1 protein-coding gene is annotated in these 26,643 nt (G+C 65.7%); it reads left to right on the top strand.

All coding sequences use genetic code 11. From position 1 onward, the window contains the following. The coding region (locus BMW89_RS36560) for a non-ribosomal peptide synthetase (protein WP_143062890.1) at positions 1-26,643 on the top strand (26,643 nt) is incomplete at both ends.

The raw sequence follows: 26,643 nt of genomic DNA, 5'->3' as shown, positions 1-26,643 counted from the left end.
GCCGGGCTCGAGGCGTTTTATCGTGCGCTTGCCGGAGAGAGTGGAGAGGGTGACGAGATCGCGGTGTTGTCGGGTGAGGCCGGCGCCCTGCGCGGGATGCTGCGGCGTGAGCCTGCCAGGAAGGCGAAGCCGATCCAAAGCGCAAAGACCGGTGAGACGATCGAAACGGATCTGCTGTCAAATGTTCAGGGGTGGCTGTTGCGGGAGGTCTCAGCGCTCATAAAAGTAGATATCGGCGACCTCGACCTGGATAGCGAACTGAGCGAGTACGGATTTGACTCGATCAGCTTTACGACGTTGGCGCACATTCTCAACGAGGCTTACGGGCTTGAGTTGATGCCGACGATCTTCTTCGAGTATCCGACGCTCGGCGGCTTTGCCCGTTACCTCGTCAACAATCACCACACTAATTTCGCGGCGCGTTTGGCGCCCGCCGGCAAGCAGATTGTCCATGAACCGGTTGCGACGGAATCGATCGACCGCGATCTTCTGACCAATGTTCAGGCGCGCCTGTTGAAAGAGGTCTCCGACCTCGTGAAGGTGGGCGTCGACGAGCTCGATCTGGACAGCGAACTGAGCGAGTACGGGTTTGATTCGATCAGCTTTACGACATTGGCGCACGTTCTCAACGACGCCTATGGGCTCGAACTGATGCCGGCGATCTTCTTCGAGTATCCGACGCTGGGCGGCTTTTCCCGCTACCTTGTCGACAATCATCAAACTGATTTCGAAGCACGATCGACATCCGTTGACAGGCAGGTCGTTCATGAATTCGCTGCGGCGGAACCTGTAGATCGCGATCTGTTGACAGATGTTCAGGCGCGCCTGTTGAAGGAGGTCTCCGAGCTCGTCAAGGTGAGTGTCGACGAACTCGATCTGGACAGCGAGCTGAGCGAGTACGGGTTTGACTCGATCAGCTTTACGACGTTGGCGCACATTCTCAACGAAGCCTACGGGCTTGAGCTGATGCCGACGATCTTCTTCGAGCATCCGACGCTGGGCGGGTTTGCCCGTTATCTTGTCGACGATCATAAGGCAGTATTGGTTGCGCGGTTTGCGCCGTCGGCGAAGGTGCCTGTGGTCCAGGCAAAGGCGAAGACGGACGACGCCGTCGAAGCGCGCCCGCGCGAGCCGCGGCGAAAACCCCGGTTTGCAAACTTGCGGCTTGCGGCCAGCGATCATGCGGAGCGAACCGAGGCGGAAACCGACGCAGTTGCGGTGATCGGGGTGAGCGGTCGCTTCCCGATGGCGGAAGACGTCGCCGCGCTGTGGCGTAACCTGGTCGGCGAACGGGACTGCATCGTCGAGATTCCCGGGGATCGCTGGGACTGGCGGGCCGTCTATGGCGATCCACTCCTCGAGGCCAACAAGACCAACGTCAAATGGGGCGGCTTCATCGACGGCGTCGGCGAGTTTGATCCCTTGTTCTTCGGAATCTCGCCGCGCGAGGCCGAGTTGATGGATCCGCAGCAGCGCCTGATGATGATCTACATCTGGAAGGCAATCGAGGATGCCGGTTATTCCGCGGCGAGCCTCGCGGGCAGCCAGACGGCAATTCTGGTGGGGACGGGCAATAGCGGCTACGGCCGGGTGATCCTGGAATCGCGAGCTGCCATAGAGGGACACAGTGCCACGGGCATGACGCCGTCGGTTGGTCCCAACCGTATGAGTTATTTCCTTGACTGGCATGGACCAAGCCAGCCGATCGAGACCGCGTGCTCGAGCTCGCTGGTGGCGGTGCACCGGGCGATGCTCGCCCTGTCAAATGACAGTTGTGAGATGGCGGTTGCCGGCGGCGTCAATACGATGCTTACGCCAGCCGGCCACATCGGTTTCAACAAGGCCGGGATGCTTAGCATCGATGGCCGCTGCAAGACTTTCTCGCGGCACGCAAACGGCTATGTGCGCGGCGAAGGCGTTGGCATGGTGGTGCTCAAGAAGCTTTCGGCAGCCGAGCGGGACGGCGATCATATCTATGGCGTGATCAGGGGGAGCGCGGAGAATCATGGCGGTCGTGCGCAATCGCTGACGGCACCCAATCCGAAAGCACAGGCGGCCTTGCTGAAGGCAGCCTATGGCCGAGCCGGGATCGATCCGCGGACGGTGAGCTACATCGAGGCGCATGGCACCGGAACGGAGCTTGGCGATCCGATCGAGATCAACGGTCTGAAGAGCGCGTTCAACGATTTGATCGAAGGAGGCGGAGGCTCACCGGCTGGTCGGGCCTATTGCGGCCTTGGATCGGTGAAGAGCAACATCGGACATCTTGAGCTGGCGGCCGGCATTGCGGGGCTGATCAAGGTGCTGCTGCAGCTCAAGCACAAGACACTGGTGAAGAGCCTGCATACGGAGGAGCTTAACCCGTACATCCAGCTACAGGACAGCCCATTCTACATTGTGCAGGAGACGCAGCCATGGCCGGCTCTGCAGGATGACAAGGGCCGCGACCTGCCGCGGCGCGCCGGCGTGAGCTCGTTTGGATTTGGCGGCGTCAACGCGCATGTGATTGTGGAGGAGTATGTGGCGCGCGCCGGGAGCGCGCGGCGGTCGATTGCAGTGCATCCGTCGCATCCGGCGCTGGTGGTGCTTTCGGCGAAGAGCGCGGAGCGTTTGAAGGAGCATGCGGGCCAGCTGGTTGCGGCGCTGGAGCGGGACGGGCTCGGCGACGGCGATCTTGCCGATGTGGCCTACACGCTGCAGGTGGGACGTGAGGCGATGGAGAGCCGTCTGGCTCTGACGGCGTCGACGCTGGCGGAGGTCGTTGCAAAGCTGAAGGGCTATCTGGCGGGCGAGAAGGGGCTCGAGCTTTACGTCGGGGATAGCCGGCAGGCGAAGGAGGCGCTGTCGGTTCTTGGCGGCGAGGACATGGCCTCGCTGGTCGATGGGTGGATCGGCAAGGGTCAGTACGGCAAGCTGCTGGAGCTGTGGGTCAAGGGACTGTCGTTCGACTGGGAGCGGCTGTATGGCGAGGGCCGTCCGCGGCGGATCTCGCTGCCGACCTATCCGTTCGCAAGGGAGCGCTACTGGGTCGAGGCGGCGCCGGCGTCGGCGCTGCCTGTCTTTGGCGTTGCTGCGTCGGCGCCGTTGGAGCTTTTGACGTTCGAGGAGGTGTGGGAGGAGCGGCGGCTCGCGGGCGGTGCGGCGTGGGTGCCGGAGCGGCTGGTGTGCCTGTTGTCGGATGCCGGGCATCAGCACGGTGTGGCGGAGCTCATCCGTGCGCGTGCTGCGGGGACGGAGGTGATCTTCGTCGCGCAGCAGGGCGCGGCATCGGATGCTTCATCGGATCCTTCGGTTGGACACCGCTACGAGGTGAGGCGCGGCGATGCGGCGAGCTACCGGCAGGTGCTGGCGCGGATCGGTGCGGAGCACGGCCAGGTGGATGCGGTGCTTTACCTGTGGGCGCTGGAGGACGGCAGCTGCGTGCAGGACCTTGTGGCGGTGAAGCATGTGCTGCAGGGGATGGCCTCGAGCGGGCTGCGCTGCGAACGGCTGTTGCTGGCGGGCGCCTATGGCGATGCGCAGGAGCGCTGTCAGCTGGAAGCGTGGATCGGGTTTGAGCGCTCGCTCGGCCTGGTGTGGCCGCAAACGGGCGTTGCGGTGCTCGGCGTGGAGCGTGGCGTTGCGGTCGAAGCGTGGCTGGATCTTGTGTGGTCGGAGCTGAGTGCGGCGCCGTTCGGCAGCGCATTCTATCGCTGCGGCCGGCGCGAGGTGTGCGCGGTGCGCGCGCGTGCGCTGGAGGATGGGGTGAGCGTGCTGCGCGATGGCGGCACCTATGTGATCAGCGGCGGCTGCGGCGGGCTCGGGCTGTTGCTGGGTCAGCATCTGGCGCGGACGCGTCAGGCGAACCTGGTCCTGATCGGACGCTCCGGACTTGACGAGGGCAGGCGTCAGGCGATTGCCGGGCTGGAGCAACTCGGCAGCCGGGTGATGTATCTGCAGGCGGATGTGTGCGACGGCGTCGCGATCGCAGCCGGGTTGCAGTCGGCCGAGCAGCGCTTCGGCGCCTTGCATGGCGTGATCCATGCGGCGGGGATCAGTGACGGCCGCTCGGTGTTCGAGAAGGAGGACGGCCGGTTCGAGCAGGTGCTGGGGCCGAAGATCGCGGGCACGCAGGTGCTGGATGAGGCGCTTGGCGGACGTGAGCTGGATTTTGTCTGCTACTTCTCCTCTGCGGCGGCGATCCTGGGGGACCTCGGGGCCTGCGACTACGCGGTCGGCAATCGCTTCCTGATGGCGCATGCGCATGCGCGCAACGAACGGCAGGCGCGGGGCGAGCGTCACGGCCGGACAATGGTGATCAACTGGGGGCTCTGGCAGGACGGCGGGATGGGCATGGGCGGCGACGAGCCGACCCGGCTGTACCTGAAGTCGAGCGGGCAGCGTGCGCTGGGGTCGCAGGAAGGGATCGAGCTGTTCGAGCGCCTGCTGTGGCAGGGCTGTGCACAGCATCTGGTGCTGGCGGGCGATCGGCAGCGGGTGCATCGCTTCCTGAAGCTGGCGCATGAGCCGGCTGATACGCAGGAAGATGAGCAGGAAGATGCGACGTCAATGGCTGCCTCCGGCGGGGTCGGGGGAGAGCGTCCGTATCGCGGGGTGCGGGCGGAGCTGAAGGGGCTGAGCCTTGCGCAATGCGCGGCGTGGGATCTGAAGCAGCATGTGAGCGCGCTGCTGAAGCTGTCGCGCGAGCGGATCGAGGATGAGACCAACCTTGCCGACTTCGGGCTGGACTCGATCGGGCTTGCCGAGCTGGCGCGCCGGCTTGCCAGGCACTACGAGGTCGAGGTGCCGCCCTCGGTGTTCTTCAGTCATCCGACGCTGGCCGGGCTGACCGGGTATTTTGTCGAGGTCCACGCCGGCGCGGTCGAGCGTCTTTACAGGCCGGCGGAGAGCGCGGTGTCCGCGCCGGATCAGATGGCGGCTCAGCCAGCGGAGCGGATCGCAGCGGCGGCGGCGCCGCGTGCAGCATCGCGCCGTTCGCCATTGGCGAGGGTGGCGGCCTCGGATCGGACTGTTCCGGAGCCGATAGCGATCATCGGGATGAGCGGGCGCTTCCCCAAAGCGCGCACGGTCGATGAGTTCTGGGAGATCCTGTCGCGGGGCGAGGATGCGGTCGAGGAGATCCCGCCCGACCGGTTCGACTGGCGGCGGTATTACGGCGACCCGCAGCAGGAGGCGGGCAAGACCGATTGCAAATGGGGCGGCTTCCTGCCGGGGGTTGGCGAGTTCGATCCCCTGTTCTTCGAGATCTCGCCGCGGGAAGCGGAGCTGATGGATCCGCGGCAGCGGCTGTTGCTGATGGAGGCGTGGAAGGCGCTGGAGGCAGCGGGCCACGGGCCGATCCAGCTTGGCCGCAGCAAGGTCGGGATGTTCGTGGGTGCCGAGCAGGGCGAGTACCAGTTCCTGACGCGCGGCAGCGGCAGCATCACGTCGAACCATGACGGCATTCTGGCCTCGCGGCTTGCCTACGTGCTGAACATGCGCGGTCCTGCGATGGCGATCAACACGGCGTGCTCGTCGGGGCTGGTGGCGCTGCATCAGGCCTGCCTGAGCCTGCGCCACGGCGAGTGCGACACGGCGCTGGCGGCCGGTGTCAATCTGATGCTGACGCCGTTGTCCTATCTGGGTGCGAGCCAGGCGGGGATGCTGTCGAAGGACGGCAAGTGCCATGCGTTCGACCGCAATGCCAACGGCATGGTGCCTGCGGAGGCGGTCGTTGTGGTGGTGCTCAAGCGGCTGTCGCAGGCAGAAGCGGACGGCGACCGGATCCATGCGGTGATCCGTGGCAGCGGGATCAACTATGACGGCAAGACCAACGGGATCACGGCGCCGAGCGGGGCCTCGCAGGCGAGTCTGTTGCGAGAGGTGTATGACCGTCACGGCGTGAACCCCGAGGAGATCGGGCACATCGTCACGCACGGCACGGGGACGCGGCTTGGCGATCCCATCGAGATCAATGCGCTGTCGGATGCGTTCGGGCATTACACGCAGCGTCAGGGCTTTTGCGCGCTGACGTCGAGCAAGACCAATGTTGGGCATGCGCTTGCGGCCTCCGGTCTTGTGAGCCTGGTCGGGCTGGTGCAGTCGCTGCGGCACGGGGCGATCCCTGCGAGCCTGCATTGCGCGGAGGAGAGCGACTACATCGATTGGCGGGCGAGCCCGTTCTACGTGAACAAGACAAGGCAGGCCTGGCCGGAGCAGGCGCCAGGGGGAAGACGCCGGCTTGGCGCGGTGAGCGCGTTCGGGATGAGCGGGACCAACGCGCATGTGGTGGTGGAGAGCTATGACGAGGCAGCATCACCTGCGCCACTGACGGCGCCCTGTTATCTGCTGGTGCTGTCGGGCAAGACGGAAGCGGCCCTGCGCAGCCGGATCGCGGATTTGGTTGCGTTCCTGGAGAGCGGGGACCAGTCGGACGCTGATCTGTGGGGGATGAGCCACACGCTGCTGTGCGGGCGGCAGCACTTCGTCCATCGCTGCGCGATGGTGATCGAGGATCGGGCCTCGGCGCTGTACGCGCTGGGGCATGCCGGCAGCGGCGAGCGGCGAGCGAACCAGTTCCATGGAACGGTTGCGCGCAACTTCGTCGGACCAGCCGCGCTGCAGGGCTATGGCAACGAGTTGCTGGGACGGTGCGATGCGCTGCTCGGTGATGCGGTCAAATACCGCGACACGCTGTGCGGGCTGGCCGAGCTCTATTGCCAGGGCTACGAGCTCGACTGGGAGCAGCTGCATGGCGCGACGCGGCCGCGGCGGATCTCGCTGCCGACCTATCCGTTCGCAAGGGAGCGCTACTGGGTCGAGGCGGCGCCGGTGTCGGCGATCGGAGCGGGCCGTGTGGTCAATGGGCCTGCGGGTGGCGTTGCGCGAGGCGAGCTGCGGCGGGACATCTCGGATGCGTCGGCATTGCGGTTCACGACGCAGCTGAGCGGGACGGAGGCGCAGGCATGGCCCGAGGACGCGCATCTGGATGTGGCGCGGTCTGCGGTTGCGGCGGCCCTGGGTGAGGCTGGCGGGAGCGAGGTCCGGCTGGAGCAGGTGGAGTGGCTTGATCCGGTCGTCATGGGTTCGGATGGCCTCGAGCTCCATATCGAGCTGTTCGCGGCGGACGAGGACCGGATCGATTACGAGATCTACAGTGGAGCTGCGGGAGGCGCGGATGATGATCGCGTGATCCACAGCCGTGGCCGCGCGGTCGTGATGGCGGCAGCGGACAGCGCGACTGAAGCCGCCGGATTTGCCGCGGTGTCGGCCGAGGCAGTTCTGGCGCATCGCGTGTGGGAAGCGGCCTGGGCCGAGCCGCACGCTGGTCAGCACACCGGTCAGCATTGGGTGGTGCTGTGCGGCTTTGAGGAGAGTTTTGCGCGCGAGGTCGAAGAGGCGCTGAGCGCGTCGCAGCCGCAGGCGCGCAGCGTCGTGATTGCCGGCGGCACGCAGGACGTCGCCGCGGGTTACGAGGCAGCGGTGCTGCGGACGCTGGAACTGCTGCAGGCGATCATGCAGGAGAAGCCAAAAGAGGAGGTGCTGATCCAGCTCGCGGTGCCGTTGTCCGGCCCGATGGGGCTGTTGTCAGGGCTGTCGGGATTGCTGCGGACGGCACAGCTGGAGCAGCCGAGGCTGAAGGGCCAGATCGTCGGGTTCGAAGCGGATGAGAGCGCTGTGCGGATTGCATCCGTGCTGCAGGAGAGTGCGCGAACGCCGGAGGCGAGGGAGGTGCGTTACCGCGCGGGCGAGCGGCAGGTTGCGGCGTGGCGCGAGCTGCTAGCGGGTGCGCAGCCCCGCTCAGTGCCCTGGCGTGATGGCGGAGTGTACCTGATCACGGGCGGAGCGGGCGGACTTGGACTGATCTTCGCGGAGGCGATCGCGGGCGGGGCCAAGGACGCGGTGATCGTCCTGACCGGACGTTCGGAGCTTGATGCGGCGCGCAGGGCCCGGCTTGCGGAGCTGGAGGGATCGGGATCGCGGGTCGAGTACCGGCGCGTGGATGTGGCGGACGGGCCGGCGGTGCAGTCGCTGATCGCGTCCCTGTGCGAAGCCTATGGGGGCGTGACAGGGATCGTGCATGCGGCGGGCGTGCTGCGGGACAGCTTCCTGGTGAGGAAGACGGCGGAAGAAGTAAGAGCGGTGCTAGCGCCGAAGGTTGCCGGGGTGATGAACCTGGACGAGGCGACGCGTGATCTGACGCTGGAGTTTATGGCGCTGTTCGGCTCCGGGGCAGGCGCGTTCGGCAATGCCGGTCAGGCAGATTATGCGGCGGCGAACGCGTTCCTGAGCGCCTATGCTGCCTATCGCAACGAGCGGGTCAGCCGCGGCGAGCGCTGGGGTCGGACGGTGTCGATCGCCTGGCCGCTGTGGCGTGATGGCGGAATGCGGCTGCCGGAGGCTGTTGAGCGGCAGCAGCGGGAGAGCGGGCCGCTATCGCTTGCGACGGCGGCCGGGCTTGCGGCGTTCGAGCGGGCCCTTGCCGCGGAGGCTGACGAGATTGCCGTGGTGTCGGGCGACGCGGGAGCGTTGCGGGCGCAGCTTGCGGGCGGGGCAGTGTCCGCAGGTGAGGCAGCGCCGGATGCGGATGATGCGAGCGTCTCTGCACTTGGTGCGGTGAGCGGCGGGCCGGTATTGGTCGAGAAGACGGTGCTGGTCGACAAGACGGTGCAGCGGCTGAAGCAGATGCTGGCGGAGCTTGCCAAGCTTCGCCCCGAACAGGTCGATGCGCAGGAGCGGCTGGAGGTCTACGGCATCGATTCCGTGATGATCATGCTGATCAACCGGCTGCTGGGGAAGGTGTTTAGCGGACTGTCGAAGACCCTGTTCTTCGAGTACCCGACGCTTGCTGCGGTGGCGGAGTATCTGGTGGCGGAGCATGAGGCTGGCTGCGCGCGCTGGACCGGACTGGAGGATCAGGCGGCTGTGGTGCGGGCAAAGCCGGCCGGGCCGGTTGCGGCCCGCCGTTCGCAGACAAGCCGGTCCGGGCCGGTCGCCATGCCGCGCCGGTCCGCCTTGCGGTCGCGACCCTCCTCCGGCGGGGCGCGCGAGCCGATTGCGATCATCGCCATGAGCGGTCGCTATCCGGGCGCGCGGACGTTGGAGCAATATTGGGAGAACCTGAGGTCGGGCAAGGACTGCGTGAGCGAGCTTGCCGGGGAGCGCTGGCCGCTGGAGGGTTTTTATCATCCGGTTGCGGACGAGGCGGTTGCGAGCGGGCGGAGCTACAGCAAATGGGGTGGATTCGTATCGGGCTTTGCCGAGTTCGATCCGTTGTTCTTCGGGATCTCGCCGCGGGAGGCGGCGCAGATCGATCCGCAGGAGCGTCTGTTCGTAGAGAGCTGCTGGCAGGCGCTGGAGGATGGCGGCTATACGCGCGACGGGCTGCAGCGCCGCCACGGCAGCCGTGTCGGTGTGTTTGCCGGGATCACCAAGACCGGGTTTGCGCTGTACGGGCCAGAGCTTTGGCGCCGTGGCGAGCATGGGGCGCCGTACACCTCGTTCGCGTCGGTTGCGAACCGTGTGTCGTATCTTTTGAACCTGCGCGGTCCGAGCATGCCGATCGACACGATGTGCTCGGCGTCGCTGACGGCGATCCACGAGGCGTGCGAGCATCTTTACCGTGACGAATGCGAGCTGGCGCTGGCGGGAGGTGTGAACCTCTACCTTCATCCGCGGACCTATGTCGATCTGTGCGCGATGCGGATGCTGTCGAAGCAGGGTCAGTGCCGGAGCTTCGGCAAGGGCGGCGATGGCTTTGTGCCCGGGGAAGGCGTCGGCGTTGTGCTGCTCAAGCGGCTGTCGCAGGCAGAAGCCGACGGCGACCAGATCCATGCGGTGATCCGTGGCACCAGCATCAATCATGGCGGGCGGACCAACGGCTACACGGTGCCAAGTCCTGTTGCGCAGAAGGAGCTTGTGCGTGCGGCGCTGGAGAAGGCCGGGATCGATGCGCGCAGTGTGAGCTATATCGAGGCGCACGGCACCGGGACGGAGCTTGGCGATCCGATCGAGATCAGCGGTCTGACACAGGCGTTTGCCCAGGACACGGCGGACAGGCAGTTCTGTGCGATCGGCTCTGTGAAGAGCAATATCGGGCACCTCGAGGCGGCGGCGGGGATCGCGGGCCTGACCAAGATCGTGCTGCAGCTCAAGCATGGCGAACTGGCGCCGAGCCTGCATGCGGAGGAGCTCAACCCGCACATCGATTTTGCGAGCAGCCCGTTCGTGGTCCAGCGGAGCCGCGAGGCGTGGCGTCGTCCGGTGATCGAGGTCGGCGGGGTGTCTCGCGAGGTGGCGCGGCGAGCCGGGATCTCGTCGTTCGGCGCGGGCGGGTCGAACGCGCATGTGATTGTGGAGGAGTATGTGGCGCGCGCCGGGAGCGCGGGGCGGTCGATTGCAGTGCATCCGTCGCATCCGGCGCTGGTGGTGCTTTCGGCGAAGAGCGCGGAGCGTTTGAAGGAGCATGCGGGCCGGCTGGTTGCAGCGCTGGAGCGGGACGGGCTTGGCGACGGCGATCTTGCCGATGTGGCCTACACGCTGCAGGTGGGGCGTGAGGCGATGGAGAGCCGTCTGGCTCTGACGGCGTCGACGCTGGCGGAGGTCGTTGCAAAGCTGAAGGGCTATCTGGCGGGCGAGAAGGGGCTCGAGCTTTACGTCGGGGATAGCCGGCAGGCGAAGGAGGCGCTGTCGGTTCTTGGCGGCGAGGACATGGCCTCGCTGGTCGATGGGTGGATCGGCAAGGGTCAGTACGGCAAGCTGCTGGAGCTGTGGGTCAAGGGACTGTCGTTCGACTGGGAGCGGCTGTATGGCGAGGGCCGTCCGCGGCGGATCTCGCTGCCGACCTATCCGTTCGCAAGGGAGCGCTACTGGGTCGAGGCGGCGCCGGCGTCGGCGCTGCCTGTCTTTGGCGTTGCTGCGTCGGCGCCGTTGGAGCTTTTGACGTTCGAGGAGGTGTGGGAGGAGCGGCGGCTCGCGGGCGGTGCGGCGTGGGTGCCGGAGCGGCTGGTGTGCCTGTTGTCGGATGCCGGGCATCAGCACGGTGTGGCGGAGCTCATCCGTGCGCGTGCTGCGGGGACGGAGGTGATCTTCGTCGCGCAGCAGGGCGCGGCATCGGATGCTTCATCGGATCCTTCGGTTGGACACCGCTACGAGGTGAGGCGCGGCGATGCGGCGAGCTACCGGCAGGTGCTGGCGCGGATCGGTGCGGAGCACGGCCAGGTGGATGCGGTGCTTTACCTGTGGGCGCTGGAGGACGGCAGCTGCGTGCAGGACCTTGTGGCGGTGAAGCATGTGCTGCAGGGGATGGCCTCGAGCGGGCTGCGCTGCGAACGGCTGTTGCTGGCGGGCGCCTATGGCGATGCGCAGGAGCGCTGTCAGCTGGAAGCGTGGATCGGGTTTGAGCGCTCGCTCGGCCTGGTGTGGCCGCAAACGGGCGTTGCGGTGCTCGGCGTGGAGCGTGGCGTTGCGGTCGAAGCGTGGCTGGATCTTGTGTGGTCGGAGCTGAGTGCGGCGCCGTTCGGCAGCGCATTCTATCGCTGCGGCCGGCGCGAGGTGTGCGCGGTGCGCGCGCGTGCGCTGGAGGATGGGGTGAGCGTGCTGCGCGATGGCGGCACCTATGTGATCAGCGGCGGCTGCGGCGGGCTCGGGCTGTTGCTGGGTCAGCATCTGGCGCGGACGCGTCAGGCGAACCTGGTCCTGATCGGACGCTCCGGACTTGACGAGGGCAGGCGTCAGGCGATTGCCGGGCTGGAGCAACTCGGCAGCCGGGTGATGTATCTGCAGGCGGATGTGTGCGACGGCGTCGCGATCGCAGCCGGGTTGCAGTCGGCCGAGCAGCGCTTCGGCGCCTTGCATGGCGTGATCCATGCGGCGGGGATCAGTGACGGCCGCTCGGTGTTCGAGAAGGAGGACGGCCGGTTCGAGCAGGTGCTGGGGCCGAAGATCGCGGGCACGCAGGTGCTGGATGAGGCGCTTGGCGGACGTGAGCTGGATTTTGTCTGCTACTTCTCCTCTGCGGCGGCGATCCTGGGGGACCTCGGGGCCTGCGACTACGCGGTCGGCAATCGCTTCCTGATGGCGCATGCGCATGCGCGCAACGAACGGCAGGCGCGGGGCGAGCGTCACGGCCGGACAATGGTGATCAACTGGGGGCTCTGGCAGGACGGCGGGATGGGCATGGGCGGCGACGAGCCGACCCGGCTGTACCTGAAGTCGAGCGGGCAGCGTGCGCTGGGGTCGCAGGAAGGGATCGAGCTGTTCGAGCGCCTGCTGTGGCAGGGCTGTGCACAGCATCTGGTGCTGGCGGGCGATCGGCAGCGGGTGCATCGCTTCCTGAAGCTGGCGCATGAGCCGGCTGATACGCAGGAAGATGAGCAGGAAGATGCGACGTCAATGGCTGCCTCCGGCGGGGTCGGGGGAGAGCGTCCGTATCGCGGGGTGCGGGCGGAGCTGAAGGGGCTGAGCCTTGCGCAATGCGCGGCGTGGGATCTGAAGCAGCATGTGAGCGCGCTGCTGAAGCTGTCGCGCGAGCGGATCGAGGATGAGACCAACCTTGCCGACTTCGGGCTGGACTCGATCGGGCTTGCCGAGCTGGCGCGCCGGCTTGCCAGGCACTACGAGGTCGAGGTGCCGCCCTCGGTGTTCTTCAGTCATCCGACGCTGGCCGGGCTGACCGGGTATTTTGTCGAGGTCCACGCCGGCGCGGTCGAGCGTCTTTACAGGCCGGCGGAGAGCGCGGTGTCCGCGCCGGATCAGATGGCGGCTCAGCCAGCGGAGCGGATCGCAGCGGCGGCGGCGCCGCGTGCAGCATCGCGCCGTTCGCCATTGGCGAGGGTGGCGGCCTCGGATCGGACTGTTCCGGAGCCGATAGCGATCATCGGGATGAGCGGGCGCTTCCCCAAAGCGCGCACGGTCGATGAGTTCTGGGAGATCCTGTCGCGGGGCGAGGATGCGGTCGAGGAGATCCCGCCCGACCGGTTCGACTGGCGGCGGTATTACGGCGACCCGCAGCAGGAGGCGGGCAAGACCGATTGCAAATGGGGCGGCTTCCTGCCGGGGGTTGGCGAGTTCGATCCCCTGTTCTTCGAGATCTCGCCGCGGGAAGCGGAGCTGATGGATCCGCGGCAGCGGCTGTTGCTGATGGAGGCGTGGAAGGCGCTGGAGGCAGCGGGCCACGGGCCGATCCAGCTTGGCCGCAGCAAGGTCGGGATGTTCGTGGGTGCCGAGCAGGGCGAGTACCAGTTCCTGACGCGCGGCAGCGGCAGCATCACGTCGAACCATGACGGCATTCTGGCCTCGCGGCTTGCCTACGTGCTGAACATGCGCGGTCCTGCGATGGCGATCAACACGGCGTGCTCGTCGGGGCTGGTGGCGCTGCATCAGGCCTGCCTGAGCCTGCGCCACGGCGAGTGCGACACGGCGCTGGCGGCCGGTGTCAATCTGATGCTGACGCCGTTGTCCTATCTGGGTGCGAGCCAGGCGGGGATGCTGTCGAAGGACGGCAAGTGCCATGCGTTCGACCGCAATGCCAACGGCATGGTGCCTGCGGAGGCGGTCGTTGTGGTGGTGCTCAAGCGGCTGTCGCAGGCAGAAGCGGACGGCGACCGGATCCATGCGGTGATCCGTGGCAGCGGGATCAACTATGACGGCAAGACCAACGGGATCACGGCGCCGAGCGGGGCCTCGCAGGCGAGTCTGTTGCGAGAGGTGTATGACCGTCACGGCGTGAACCCCGAGGAGATCGGGCACATCGTCACGCACGGCACGGGGACGCGGCTTGGCGATCCCATCGAGATCAATGCGCTGTCGGATGCGTTCGGGCATTACACGCAGCGTCAGGGCTTTTGCGCGCTGACGTCGAGCAAGACCAATGTTGGGCATGCGCTTGCGGCCTCCGGTCTTGTGAGCCTGGTCGGGCTGGTGCAGTCGCTGCGGCACGGGGCGATCCCTGCGAGCCTGCATTGCGCGGAGGAGAGCGACTACATCGATTGGCGGGCGAGCCCGTTCTACGTGAACAAGACAAGGCAGGCCTGGCCGGAGCAGGCGCCAGGGGGAAGACGCCGGCTTGGCGCGGTGAGCGCGTTCGGGATGAGCGGGACCAACGCGCATGTGGTGGTGGAGAGCTATGACGAGGCAGCATCACCTGCGCCACTGACGGCGCCCTGTTATCTGCTGGTGCTGTCGGGCAAGACGGAAGCGGCCCTGCGCAGCCGGATCGCGGATTTGGTTGCGTTCCTGGAGAGCGGGGACCAGTCGGACGCTGATCTGTGGGGGATGAGCCACACGCTGCTGTGCGGGCGGCAGCACTTCGTCCATCGCTGCGCGATGGTGATCGAGGATCGGGCCTCGGCGCTGTACGCGCTGGGGCATGCCGGCAGCGGCGAGCGGCGAGCGAACCAGTTCCATGGAACGGTTGCGCGCAACTTCGTCGGACCAGCCGCGCTGCAGGGCTATGGCAACGAGTTGCTGGGACGGTGCGATGCGCTGCTCGGTGATGCGGTCAAATACCGCGACACGCTGTGCGGGCTGGCCGAGCTCTATTGCCAGGGCTACGAGCTCGACTGGGAGCAGCTGCATGGCGCGACGCGGCCGCGGCGGATCTCGCTGCCGACCTATCCGTTCGCAAGGGAGCGCTACTGGGTCGAGGCGGCGGGGAGACCAGCTGCCGAGCAGTCAGCGAGCTCAGCAGCTGGCGTGTTGCACCCGCTCCTGCATCGGAACACGTCGGACCTTCTTGCGCAGCGGTTCAGCACGAAGTTGAACGGAGAGGAATTCTATCTGCGCGATCACGTCGTGAGCGGCGTGCGGGTTCTTCCGGGTGTTGCGCAGTTGGAGATGGCGCGCGCGGCGGTTGACGCGGCGACGGGCGAGAATGGACGGCACGGGATACGACTGCAACAGGTGGTCTGGCTCCGGCCGGTCGTGGTGGGGGCGTCAGGACTGGAGCTCCATATCGAGCTGTTCGCGGCGGACGAGGACCGGATCGATTACGAGATCTACAGTGGAGCTGCGGGAGCCGCGGATGATGATCGCGTGATCCACAGCCAGGGGCGCGCCATCGTGGGCTCGCTCGATGAGCCGGTGGGCGTAGATGTTGCTGGTCTGCAGGCGAGGTGCGACCATCCAATCTCCTCGCCGGATTGTTATGCGCGGTTCGCGGCGCAGGGATTGAACTATGGTCCGGCATACCAGGGGCTCGCGGGCTTGTCCGTTGACCTGCAGGGTACGGTGCGTGCGCAGGTCTTGGCACGGCTCGAGCTTCCGCCTTGTGTCGACGAGACCTCGGCCGATTATGTGCTGCATCCGAGTGTGATGGATGCCGCGTTACAGGCGAGCGTTGGCCTCGGCGCAGACGGGCAAGGCGGATCGGGGCAGCCATCGCTGCCGTTCGCGCTGGAAGAAGTGTTGGTGATCTCGCCGAGTCCTGCGCGGGGCTTCGCATGGGTTCGGGCATCAGGGCAGGAATCCACCAAGCTGGACGTCGATATCTGTGACGATGCGGGACGCGTGTGCGTCCAGCTTCGCGGGTTCAGCACGCGCGCGGCCGCCGGTGAACATAGTCCGGAAGCGACCATGAATGAGGTCGAGGCAGGTCTCCATACGCTGACGCCCGTGTGGGAGCCGGTAGAACCTGAATTGAACATCGGCTCGCCGCTGCCGGCGGATCATGTGGTGATTATTGGCGCTACATCGGCGCGCTCGGCAGCCCTGCACCGGTGTTATCCGCACGCGCAACAGCTGGACATCGCGACCGACGCCACGCCTGAACGGATCAGCGAACAGCTGCGGCCATTGGGGAAGGTCGATCACATCGTGTGGTTGGCGCCGGAAACGCCGGCGTCCTTTGCGATCGAGGAGGCGGTCGTCGAGGGGCAACGGCAGGGAGTGCTGCAGTGCTTCCGCCTGATCAAGGCGATGCTCGCGCTGGGTTATGGCACCAAGGCATTGGGCTGGACGGTCATCACCACGCAAAGTCAGGCAATCCGCCGTGACGAGGCGATTGATCCTACGCATGCGAGCGTGCACGGATTGGTCGGTTCGATGGCCAAGGAATATCCGAACTGGCAAGTGCGGATCGTGGATATGCCATCGCGCGAGCAATGGCCGGTCGACGAGCTGTTGCGGCTGCCCGGTGATGAGGGCAGGAGTTGGGGATATCGCGATGGCGAGTGGTATCGTCATCTGCTGCTGTCGAGTGAGCTGTCTGCTGCAAAGGGCGACACGTACCGGCGGGGTGGCGTCTATGTCGTGATCGGCGGGGCCGGCGGCATCGGCGAGGCCTGGAGTGAATACATGATCCGCGTCTACCAGGCGCAGATCGTGTGGATCGGACGGCGGCCGCAAGATGCAACGATCCAGAGCAAGCTGGATCGACTGGCGAAGCTTGGCCCTGCGCCGCTCTACATTGAGGCCGATGCGACCGATCGATGGGCGTTGGAGCGAGCCTATGCGCGCATCAAGCAGCAGCATGCGCAAGTTCATGGCGTGATCCACTCTGCGATCGTCCTGCTCGACAAGAGCCTGGCCGAGATGGAGGAAACGACATTTTCCGCGGTGCTGTCGGCGAAGGTCGACGTGAGTGTGCGTCTGGCTCAGGTGTTCTGCGAGGACGCGCTGGATTTCGTATTGTTCTTCTCCTCGCTGCAGAGCTTCGCCAGAGGCCACGGGCAAGGAAACTACGCGGCGGGTTGTACCTTCAAGGACGCGTTTGCGTATGCGCTCGCCCGGATCTGGCCATGTCCGGTCAAGGTTATAAACTGGGGTTATTGGGGCAGTATCGGAATTGTTGCCGCAGAAGCGTATCGGAATCGCATGGCGCGAGCAGGCCTCGGCTCGATCGAGGCAGAGGAAGGCTTTGCGGCGCTGGAATTGCTGCTGGCCGCGCCCCAGAGCCAGATCGTCCTGTCGAAAACGACGCGATCGCTCGCAACGGAAGTCATTCTTCCGGAGATGCTCCGCGTCTACGCGCCGGAGATGCCATCCACTTCCGCCGGCTTGCAAACCGATCAAGAGCAGTCAGCTCGAGGCGAACTGCCGCAACGGCGCGGCGAGTTCCTGGGCATTGAGGAATTGGCCGGCAGGCTGCTGTGGGTGCAGCTGACTGAGGCTGGTTTTCCGACAGGTGAGAAGTCAAGCATCGGAGCGATCAAGGCTGGGCTCGGCCTGCAAGACTCATACGACCGTTGGCTCAAGGAGAGCCTTGGCGTCCTGGTGGAGCGCGGATTCGTTGTGCTCGACGGCGGGACCTATTCCGCGATCGATGGGCATGTGCTGGAAGCCGAGACGGTCTGGCGTGAATGGGAGGCTCAAAAGTGCGCATTGCCGGCGGATCCGATGACCGCTTCCCAGATCACGCTGTTGGAGACGACGCTGCGCGCGTTGCCCGACATTCTCAAAGGAACGAAACGGGCGACGGATGTGATGTTCCCGGACGGCTCCCTGACACTGGTGGAAGGGATCTACAAGGACAATCCGTTCTCGCGTTACTTCAACGAAGCAATCGCCGGGATGGCGGTGAGCTTCGTCGAGGAGCGATTGAAGCAGGATCCTTCGGTCCGCGTCCGCATACTCGAGGTTGGTGCCGGTACCGGCGCCACCAGCACGGAGGTGCTGGCCCGGCTGAAGCCTTATGGATCTCACATCGCGGAGTATCTGTACACGGATCTGTCGCAGGCGTTCCTGCTGCATGCCCATGCGACTTTCGGGCCGGATCATCCCTACCTGAATTGCGGCATCTTCAATGTCGAGCATCCGATCGCCGGGCAAGCAATTGACGCAGGCGGCTTCGATATCGTGATTGCGACCAATGTGCTGCACGCGACACGCGACATCCGGCGCACGCTGCGTAACGTCAAGGCCGCTCTGCGGACCAATGGTCTGTTGCTGCTCAATGAGATCAGCATCAAGAGCCTGTTTGCACATTTGACCTTCGGGCTGCTGGATGGCTGGTGGCTATACGACGACGAAAAAGTGCGGATACCGGGTTGCCCGGCGCTGTCTCCGGATCGCTGGCGCAGGGTTCTCGAGCACGAGGGATTCCGCTCGATCTTTTTCCCTCGGTCGGAGGCGCATGCTGCCGGGCAGCAGATCGTCGTGGCGGAAAGCGACGGCGTGGTCCGACAGACGCGCGCCGCCCTGGGGACGCGTGGAACGATCGTGCGATCGCCGGCGCAGGCCGAGCGGGCAGCTCGGGCAAGTCAACCCGTGCTGCCCGTCAGGTCGGTCGATGACGAAGGCCGGTTGCTGGAGGCGGTCCAGGCGTCGTTGCTTCAAGAAGTGTCTCGCCTCATCAAGGCGAAGGTCGAGAGTCTTGATCCTAATGGCGAGTTGAGTGAGTACGGGTTCGATTCGATCAGCTTTACGGCATTGGCTCACCACCTCAACCAGCTTTACGGGCTGGAGCTGATGCCGACGATTTTCTTCGAGCATCCGACGCTGGGGGATCTCGCGCGCTACCTTGCCAACGAGCACAAGGCGGTCTTTGCGGCGCGATTTGCGCCGTCTGCGAAGGCGGCCGTGGTCCAGGCAAGGAAGGCGGAGGAGTTTGTTGAATCGCGTCCGCGCCTGACACCGCGAGGCGGTCGGTTTACGGGCCCGAATCTTGCGAACGCGAGTCTCGTGGCGCGCGAGCACGCGGATCCAAAGCCGGCCGCAGCCGATGCGGTTGCGGTGATCGGGGTGAGCGGCCGCTTCCCCATGGCCGAGGACGTCGCGGCGCTGTGGCGCAACCTGGTCGAGGCGCGGGACTGTATCGTTGAGATACCGAAAGAGCGCTGGGACTGGCGGGCGGTTCATGGCGATCCGCTCAAGGAGGCCAACAAGACCCGCGTCAAATGGGGTGGTTTCATCGACGGTGTCGATGAATTCGATCCCTTGTTCTTCGGCATCTCGCCGCGCGAAGCGGAGCTGATGGATCCGCAGCAGCGGTTGATGATGATCTACATCTGGAAGGCGATCGAGGATGCCGGCTATTCCGCGGCGAGCCTTGCGGGCAGCCAGACTGCAATTCTGGTGGGCACCGGCAACAGTGGTTACGGCCGGCTGCTCATACAGTCCCGGGCTGCCATAGACGGCTACAGTGCCATGGGCATGACGCCGTCGGTTGGTCCGAACCGGATGAGTTATTTTTTCGATTGGCACGGACCGAGCGAGCCGATCGAGACGGCGTGCTCGAGCTCGCTGGTGGCGGTGCACCGGGCAATGCAGGCGTTGGCGAGCGACGGCTGCGAGTTGGCGATTGCGGGGGGCGTCAATACGATCCTGACGCCGGAGGGACACATCAGCCTGGACAAGGCCGGGATGCTGAGCGTGGATGGCCGCTGCAAGGCCTTCTCCCGAGATGCCAACGGCTTTGTGCGCAGCGAAGGCGTCGGCATGCTGGTGCTGAAGAAGCTGTCGGCAGCCGAACGGGACGGCGATCATATTTATGGCGTGATCCGGGGCAGCGCGGAGAATCATGGCGGTCGTGCGCAATCGCTGACGGCGCCCAATCCGAAAGCGCAGGCGGAGTTGCTGAAGGCAGCCTACAGGCGTGCCGGGATCGATCCGCGGACGGTGAGCTACATCGAAACGCACGGCACCGGGACGGAGCTCGGCGACCCGATCGAGATCAGCGCCCTGAAGAGCGCATTCAACGATTTGGTTGAGTCGAGCGAAGGCTTACCGGCTGGGCCGGCCTATTGCGGCCTCGGCTCGGTGAAGAGCAATATCGGGCATCTTGAGCTGGCGGCCGGTGTTGCGGGGCTGATCAAGGTATTGCTGCAGCTCAAGCACAAGACGCTGGTGAAGAGCCTGCATGCGGAGGAGCTCAACCCGTACATCCAGTTGCAGGGTAGCCCATTTCACATCGTGCAGCAGACGCAGCCCTGGCCGGCACTACGGGATGGCAAGGGCCGCGATTTGCCGCGACGCGCCGGCGTGAGCTCGTTTGGCGCGGGCGGCGTCAACGCACATGTCGTGGTTGAGGAGTACCTGCCGCAAGCTGCGGGCGCGCGGCCCTCGATTGCCGAGCAGCGCCCGTCGCTGATCGTGTTGTCGGCCAAGAATGCGGAGCGGCTGAAGGAGCGCGCCAGTCAACTTGTTGCGGAGCTGGAGCGAGGCGAGCTTGGCGAGGGCGATCTCGCCGATCTCGCTTACACGCTGCAGGTCGGTCGCGAGGCAATGGAATGCCGGCTGGCTCTAACGGCGGATTCTCTGGCGGAGCTTGTCGCGAAGCTGAAAAGCTATCTCGGCGGCGAGGAGGCGATCGAGGCACTTTATCAAGGCGACGCACGGCGCGAGAAGGACACGCTTTCCGCGTTTGCGGTCGATGAGGATATGGCGCAGATCGTCGTCGGCTGGATCGCGAAGGGTCGGTACGGCAAGTTGCTGTCGCTCTGGGTCAAGGGGCTGCCGGTCGAGTGGTCCTGGCTTTACGGCGAAGACCGGCCGCGGCGGATCTCGCTGCCGACCTATCCGTTCGCAAGGGAGCGGCATTGGATCGCGGCGCCTCCGCGGCCTGCGAACGCGGTGGTTGCGGCGCGTGCAGATGTTGACGAGGTCGCGCGGATCGAGCCGGTGCGGGAGTTGAGGGCGGCGTCGGGGGGCGGGGTCGCAGAGTACCTCACCCAGTACTTGTTCGAGCGGCTCGGGATTGCCTCGACGACGGTTGATCCGAACGTCGAGCTGAGCAGCTATGGACTGGATTCGATCGGTGCCATGGGCTTGCGGCAGGCCTGCGAGGCGCGGTTCGGCATCAAGATCACGGCGCGGGAGATGCTGGAGCATCGGACGCTGGCGGCGTTGACGGCGCATCTTGCCGGACAGCTGCCGGCGGCCCCGGCGCCTGGTGCGGAGTTTGTCGCGCCGGGCACGCCGGATGAGGGATCCAGCGAGGTCACAGCGTCGTCGCCTGATCCGGTCAGGAGCGAACTTTCGGAAGGACAGAAGGGACTGTGGGCGCTGCAGCAGCTTGACCCCGGGATGAGTGCGTACAACGTCCCGCTGTGCTTCCGGGTTCGTCAGGAGATCGACGCGGATGCGTTCCGGCGAGCGCTGGGCGCGATGTTGTTGCGCCATCCGGTTCTCGCGGAGGCGATCGTCGAGAAGGATGGCGTTCCCCATCGTGCGCCTGGCGAGGCGGGTGTGCTGCTGAGCGAGGAGGATGTCGGCGCGCTTGGGGAGGACGAGCTGCTTGCGCATCTACGTCGGCGGGCCAAGGAGCCGTTCGCGCTGGAGCGCGGTCCGCTGCTGCGGGTGACGCTGCTGAGACGCGCGGATGAGACCATCATCCTGATCGTGGTGCATCACATTGCGTTCGACGCCGGTTCGATCGTGCCGTTCCTGCGGCAACTGGTGTCGGGCTATGAGGCGCTGCTGCGGAACGAGAGCGTGGACCCGGCGCCGGCATCTGCAGCAAGCTATGCCGACTTCGTTGCGTGGGAGCAGCAGATGCTGTCGGGTCCTGCGGCAGCGGCGCACCTGGCCTATTGGAAGGAGCATCTGGCGTCCGCACCAGTGACGCTGGCGCTGCCGACCGACCGTCCGCGGCGGCTGTCATCGGGAACGCCCGGCCGCACCCATACGCGGCGGATCAGTGGCGGCCTGAAGGAAGGCATCGCTGCCCTGGCACGCTCCGAGCGGGTGACGCCGGCGACGCTGTTCCTGAGCCTGTATCAGCTGCTGCTGAGCCGCTACACGGGCGAGGACGACCTTGTGGTGGGAATGTCGGTTGCGACGCGGCCGCGGCCGGAGTTCAGGGACCTGATCGGCTACTTCATCAACATGGTCCCGGTGCGGATGCGCCTGGACGGCACGCAGGCGTGGTCGGAGCATGCGGCGGCGTTGCAGGCCTGCATGGCCGACTGTCTCGACCACAGCGTCTATCCGTTCCCGACGTTGGTGCGGGAGCTGAAGATCCGGCGTGTGCCGGGCGTGGCGCCGATCTTCCAGGTGGCCTTCACCTACCAGAATAATGTCGATGTGGCGGGCTTTGGTGAGCTGGTGCGGTCGCGCGGCCAGACATTGCAGCTGGAGCCGTTTGCGGGCCTGAACCAGGAGGGCGAGTACGAGCTGACGCTGGACGTGTTCGAGGATGTCGGCGGGTTCCTGCTCAACCTCAAATACAACCCTGATTTGTTCGACGAGGCGACGATCTCGCGGATGATGGGTCACTATGTGAGCCTGGCTGAGGTGGTGGTGGAGCGGCCCTCGGCGGGGCTTGGCGACTACGCGCTGCTCACGGCGGCGGAGCAGGATCAGCTGGTCCGGAGCTGGAACGCGACGGAGGCAGATGCTTCGGAGCGCTCGTGTGTCCATGAGCTGTTTGCGGAGCAGGCGCAGCGCACGCCCGATGCGGTGGCGGTACGGTTTGGCGATGGCGCGCTGAGCTATCGGGAGCTGGATCGGCGCAGCAGCCTGTTGGCCGGCTATCTGCGGCAACGCGGGGTGGGGCCGGACCGGCTTGTGGGGATTTGCGTCGAGCGCTCGCTGGACATGGTGGTCGGGCTGCTTGCGATCCTGAAGGCGGGTGGGGCCTACGTGCCGCTGGATCCGAGCCATCCGCGCGAACGGCTGCAACACATCCTGTCGGATAGCGGGGTGTCGTTGCTGCTGACGCAGTCGGAGCTGCTCGGCGATCTCGGTGTGCTTGCCGGAGTGGGGATCGGGATCGTGGCGATCGACCTCGACTGGAGCGGGAGCGAGGCAGAGCCGGCGGATATAAGCGAGGGTTCGGCAAATCCCGAGGCAGGCCCCGAGGATCTCGCCTACGTCATGTACACCTCGGGCAGCACGGGCCTGCCGAAGGGTGTGATGATCCCGCACCGGGCGCTGACCAATCTGCTGACGTCGATGAACCGGGAGCCCGGCCTGCGCGGTGACGACCGGCTGCTGGCGGTGACGACCTACTGCTTTGACATCGCCGGCTTTGAGCTGTTTGGGCCGCTGCTGGTGGGAGCGTGCTGCGAGATTTGCCCGGGCGATGCGGCCGGAGATGTCGAGAAGCTGAAGCGGATGATCCGCACCCGGCGGCCGACGGTGATGCAGGCGACGCCTGCGACCTGGACCATGCTGTTCCGTTCAGGGTGGCGCAACGAGGAGGGGGTGCGGATCGTCTGCGGCGGCGAGGCGCTAGGCGAGACGTTGCGGCAGAGCCTGGTCGCGAGCGGCTCGGAAGCCTGGAACATGTATGGTCCGACCGAGACGACGATCTGGTCGATGCTGTGGCGGATCGGCGGGAGCGGTCCGATCAGCATCGGCCGTCCGCTGGCCAATACGCAAGTCTATGTGCTGGACAGCCATCTTCGTCCTGTTCCGGTCGGGGTTGCCGGGGAGCTTTGCATCGCCGGCACCGGTCTTGCGCGCGGTTATCACAACAGATCCGAACTGACGGAAGAACGCTTCGTCGAGAGCCCGTTTGTGCAAGGAGCCAGGCTTTACCGTACCGGCGACATGGCGCGCTGGCTCTCCAGCGGGGAGGTCGAGTATCTCGGCCGACTCGACGGCCAGATCAAGCTTCGTGGCTATCGGATCGAGCCGGGAGAGATCGAGGCGCAGCTTGCAAGCTACCCGGGGATCGGCCATTGCGCGGTCGTGTTGCAGGCCTCCGACGAGCGCAGCCGGCTGATCGCGTTCTATGTCTGGGATACCGCTCACGGTGCGGCGCCGGGGGCGGGGCTGCTGCGGGAGCATCTGAAGGCGAAGCTGCCGGATTACATGATCCCGGCGTTCTTCTCGCCACTGGCGGCGATCCCGCTGACGCCGAACGGCAAGGTCGACCGCAAGCGGCTGGCGGAGATCCGGACCGGGCAGGATCGCAAGGCGACGCCGCGCCAGGGCACGGCGAGTGAGATCGAGAGGCGCGTGGCTGAGATCTGGCGCGGCGTTCTGGGCAATGCGGAGATCGATGCGGAAGATGGGTTCTTCGAGAGCGGCGGCGATTCCATTCTTGCAGTGACGCTGGCGGCGCGGATCCGCGACAGTTTTGCGCTCGACTTCGACGTGACGCGCCTGTTCGAATATGCCAGCGTCCGGGCCATCGCGGATTACATCGCCGGCCGGACGCCGGATGCGGCGGACGAACCTGTTGCCGAACCGGCTGCGCCGGTTCGCGCTGTTGCGCGCAGCGAGGCCGGCCATCCCGACTATTACCGCTCAAGCGTTGCGATCATCGGGATCTCCTGCCACGTGCCGGGCGCGGAGAACCATCGTCAGTTCTGGGACAATCTGATCTCGGGCAAGGAAGGCGTAGAGGTTCTCACCGCGGCCGAGCTGCACCAGCTCGGCGTGCCCGAGCAGATCATGGACAATCCGCGCTACGTTCCGGTGCGCGCCACGATTGCGGGCAAGGATCTGTTCGATCCGGCGTTCTTCAAGATCTCGCCGAAGGACGCCGCCTTGATGGATCCGCAATTGCGGCTTCTGCTGCAGCATGCGTGGTGGTCGATCGAGGATGCCGGTTATGTGCCCTCCGACATCCCCAATACGGGTGTGTACGCCTCGACCAGCAACAGCTTCTACGGCGCCAGGCTGTTCGCATCGGCCAACAAGGCCGGTGTGTTGGACAATTACGATCACTACCAGGCCTGGCTGCTGTCACAGAGCGGAACGGTTCCGACGATCATCTCCTACAAGCTGGGACTGCGGGGCCCGAGCTACGCAGTTCATTCGAACTGTTCATCCTCGCTGATCGGCCTTTACACCGCCTATCAGACCCTGTTGCGGGGCGAAATCACGCATGCGCTGGTGGGCGCGGCCGCGCTTGGTGCGGGCTCGGCGGGCTACGTCTATCAGGAAGGGTTGAACTTCGCCTCTGACGGCCATGTCAAGACGTTCGACGCCAAAGCCGACGGCATGATCGGGGGCGAAGGGGTCGCGGTCCTGCTGTTGAAGCGGGCGGAGGACGCGGTCGCGGACGGCGATCATATCTATGCGCTGATCCGTGGTGTTGCGGTCAACAATGACGGCACGGGCAAGGCCGGCTTCTATGCGCCGAGCGTGCAAGGGCAGGCTGAGGTGATCGGCCAGGCCTTCGCGAACAGTGCTGTCGATCCGCAGACGATCGGCTATGTCGAGGCGCATGGCACCGGAACGTCGCTCGGCGATCCCATCGAGTTTGCGGCGCTGAGCCAGGCGTTCCGCAAGCACACCGACACCGAGCAGTTCTGCGGCCTTGGCTCGGTGAAGAGCAATATCGGCCATCTCGATGTCGCCGCCGGCCTTGCCGGCACCATCAAGGCCGCGCTGGCGCTGCAGCACGGCAAGATCCCGCCGACCATCAATTATCACGACGCCAGTCCGCATCTGGATCTGGCGAACTCGCCGTTCTACATCGCCGACACTGCTGCCGACTTCGCTCCGAGCGATCAGCCGCGCCGGGCAGCGGTGAGCTCGTTCGGCATCGGCGGCACCAACACCCATACCATTCTCGAACAGGCGCCGGAGCGCGCGGACGTCGCTGGGCCGGCTGTGGCCGGCCCCTGCCTTGTGCCGCTGTCCGCGCGAACCGAGGAGCAGCTCAAGCAATACGCCGCCGCGCTGCTCGCCTTCGTCGAGGCCGCCCACGCCACGCAACGTCCCATCGCTCTCGCCGACGTTGCCTACACGCTGCAGGTGGGCCGTGAGGCGATGGAATGCCGGCTGGCTTTGACGGCGTCCTCACTGACGGAGCTCGTGGCGAAGCTGACGGGCTATCTCGCCGGCGAGAAGGGGATCGAACACCTCCATACAGCTGAGATCAGGCAGAGCAAGCACGTGTTGTCGGTCTTTGCGACCGAGGACATGGCGCAGATCGTCGGTGGCTGGATCGCGAAGGGGCAGTACGGCAAGTTGCTGTCGCTCTGGGTCGAGGGGCTGCCGGTCGAGTGGTCCTGGCTTTACGGCGAAGACCGTCCGCGGCGGATATCGCTGCCGACCTATCCGTTCGCAAGGGAACGACACTGGATCGGGGTGCTGTCGCAGCCGGCGAACGCGGTGGCCGCGGCGCGTGCAGATGTCAACGCGGCCACGCGGATCGAGCCGGCGCAGGAGTTGAGGGAGGCTTTTGGCGGCGGGGTCGGAGAGTATCTTACGCAGTACTTGTTCGAGCGGCTCGGGATTGCCGCCGCGACGGTCGATCCGAACGTCGAGCTGAGCAGCTACGGGCTGGATTCGATCGGCGCCATGGGCTTGCGGCAGGCCTGCGAGGCGAGGTTCGGCATCAAGATCACGGCGCGGGAGATGTTGGAGCATCAGACGCTTGCGGCGTTGACGGCGCATCTTGCCAGGCAGCTGCCGGCGGCTGGCGCAGAGGTCGTCGCGCCGGGCGCGGCGGATGAGGGATCCAGTGAAATCACGGCGTCGTCGCCTGATCCGGTCAGGAGCGGGCTTTCGGAGGGACAGAAGGGACTATGGGCTCTGCAGAAGCTTGTCCCGGCGATGAGTGCGTACAATATCCCGCTGTGCTTCCGGGCTCGCCAGGAGATCGATGTGGATGCGTTCCGGCAGGCGCTGGGCGCGATGTTGTTGCGTCATCCGGTTCTTGCGGAGGCGATCGTCGAAGAGGACGGCGTTCCCCATCGCGCACGCGGCGAGGCGGGGGTGTTGCTGAGCGAGGAAGATATCTCCGGGTTTGCGGATGACGAGCTGCTTGCGCATCTGCGTCGGCGAGCGAAGGAGCCGTTCGTGCTGGAGCGCGGTCCGCTGCTG

Source organism: Bradyrhizobium sp. OK095 (genome assembly GCF_900109945.1).
Taxonomy (GTDB): Bacteria; Pseudomonadota; Alphaproteobacteria; order Rhizobiales; family Xanthobacteraceae; genus Bradyrhizobium.
Note: the sequence above shows the minus strand (reverse complement) of the source record. Positions and strands in the feature narration are given on the sequence as shown.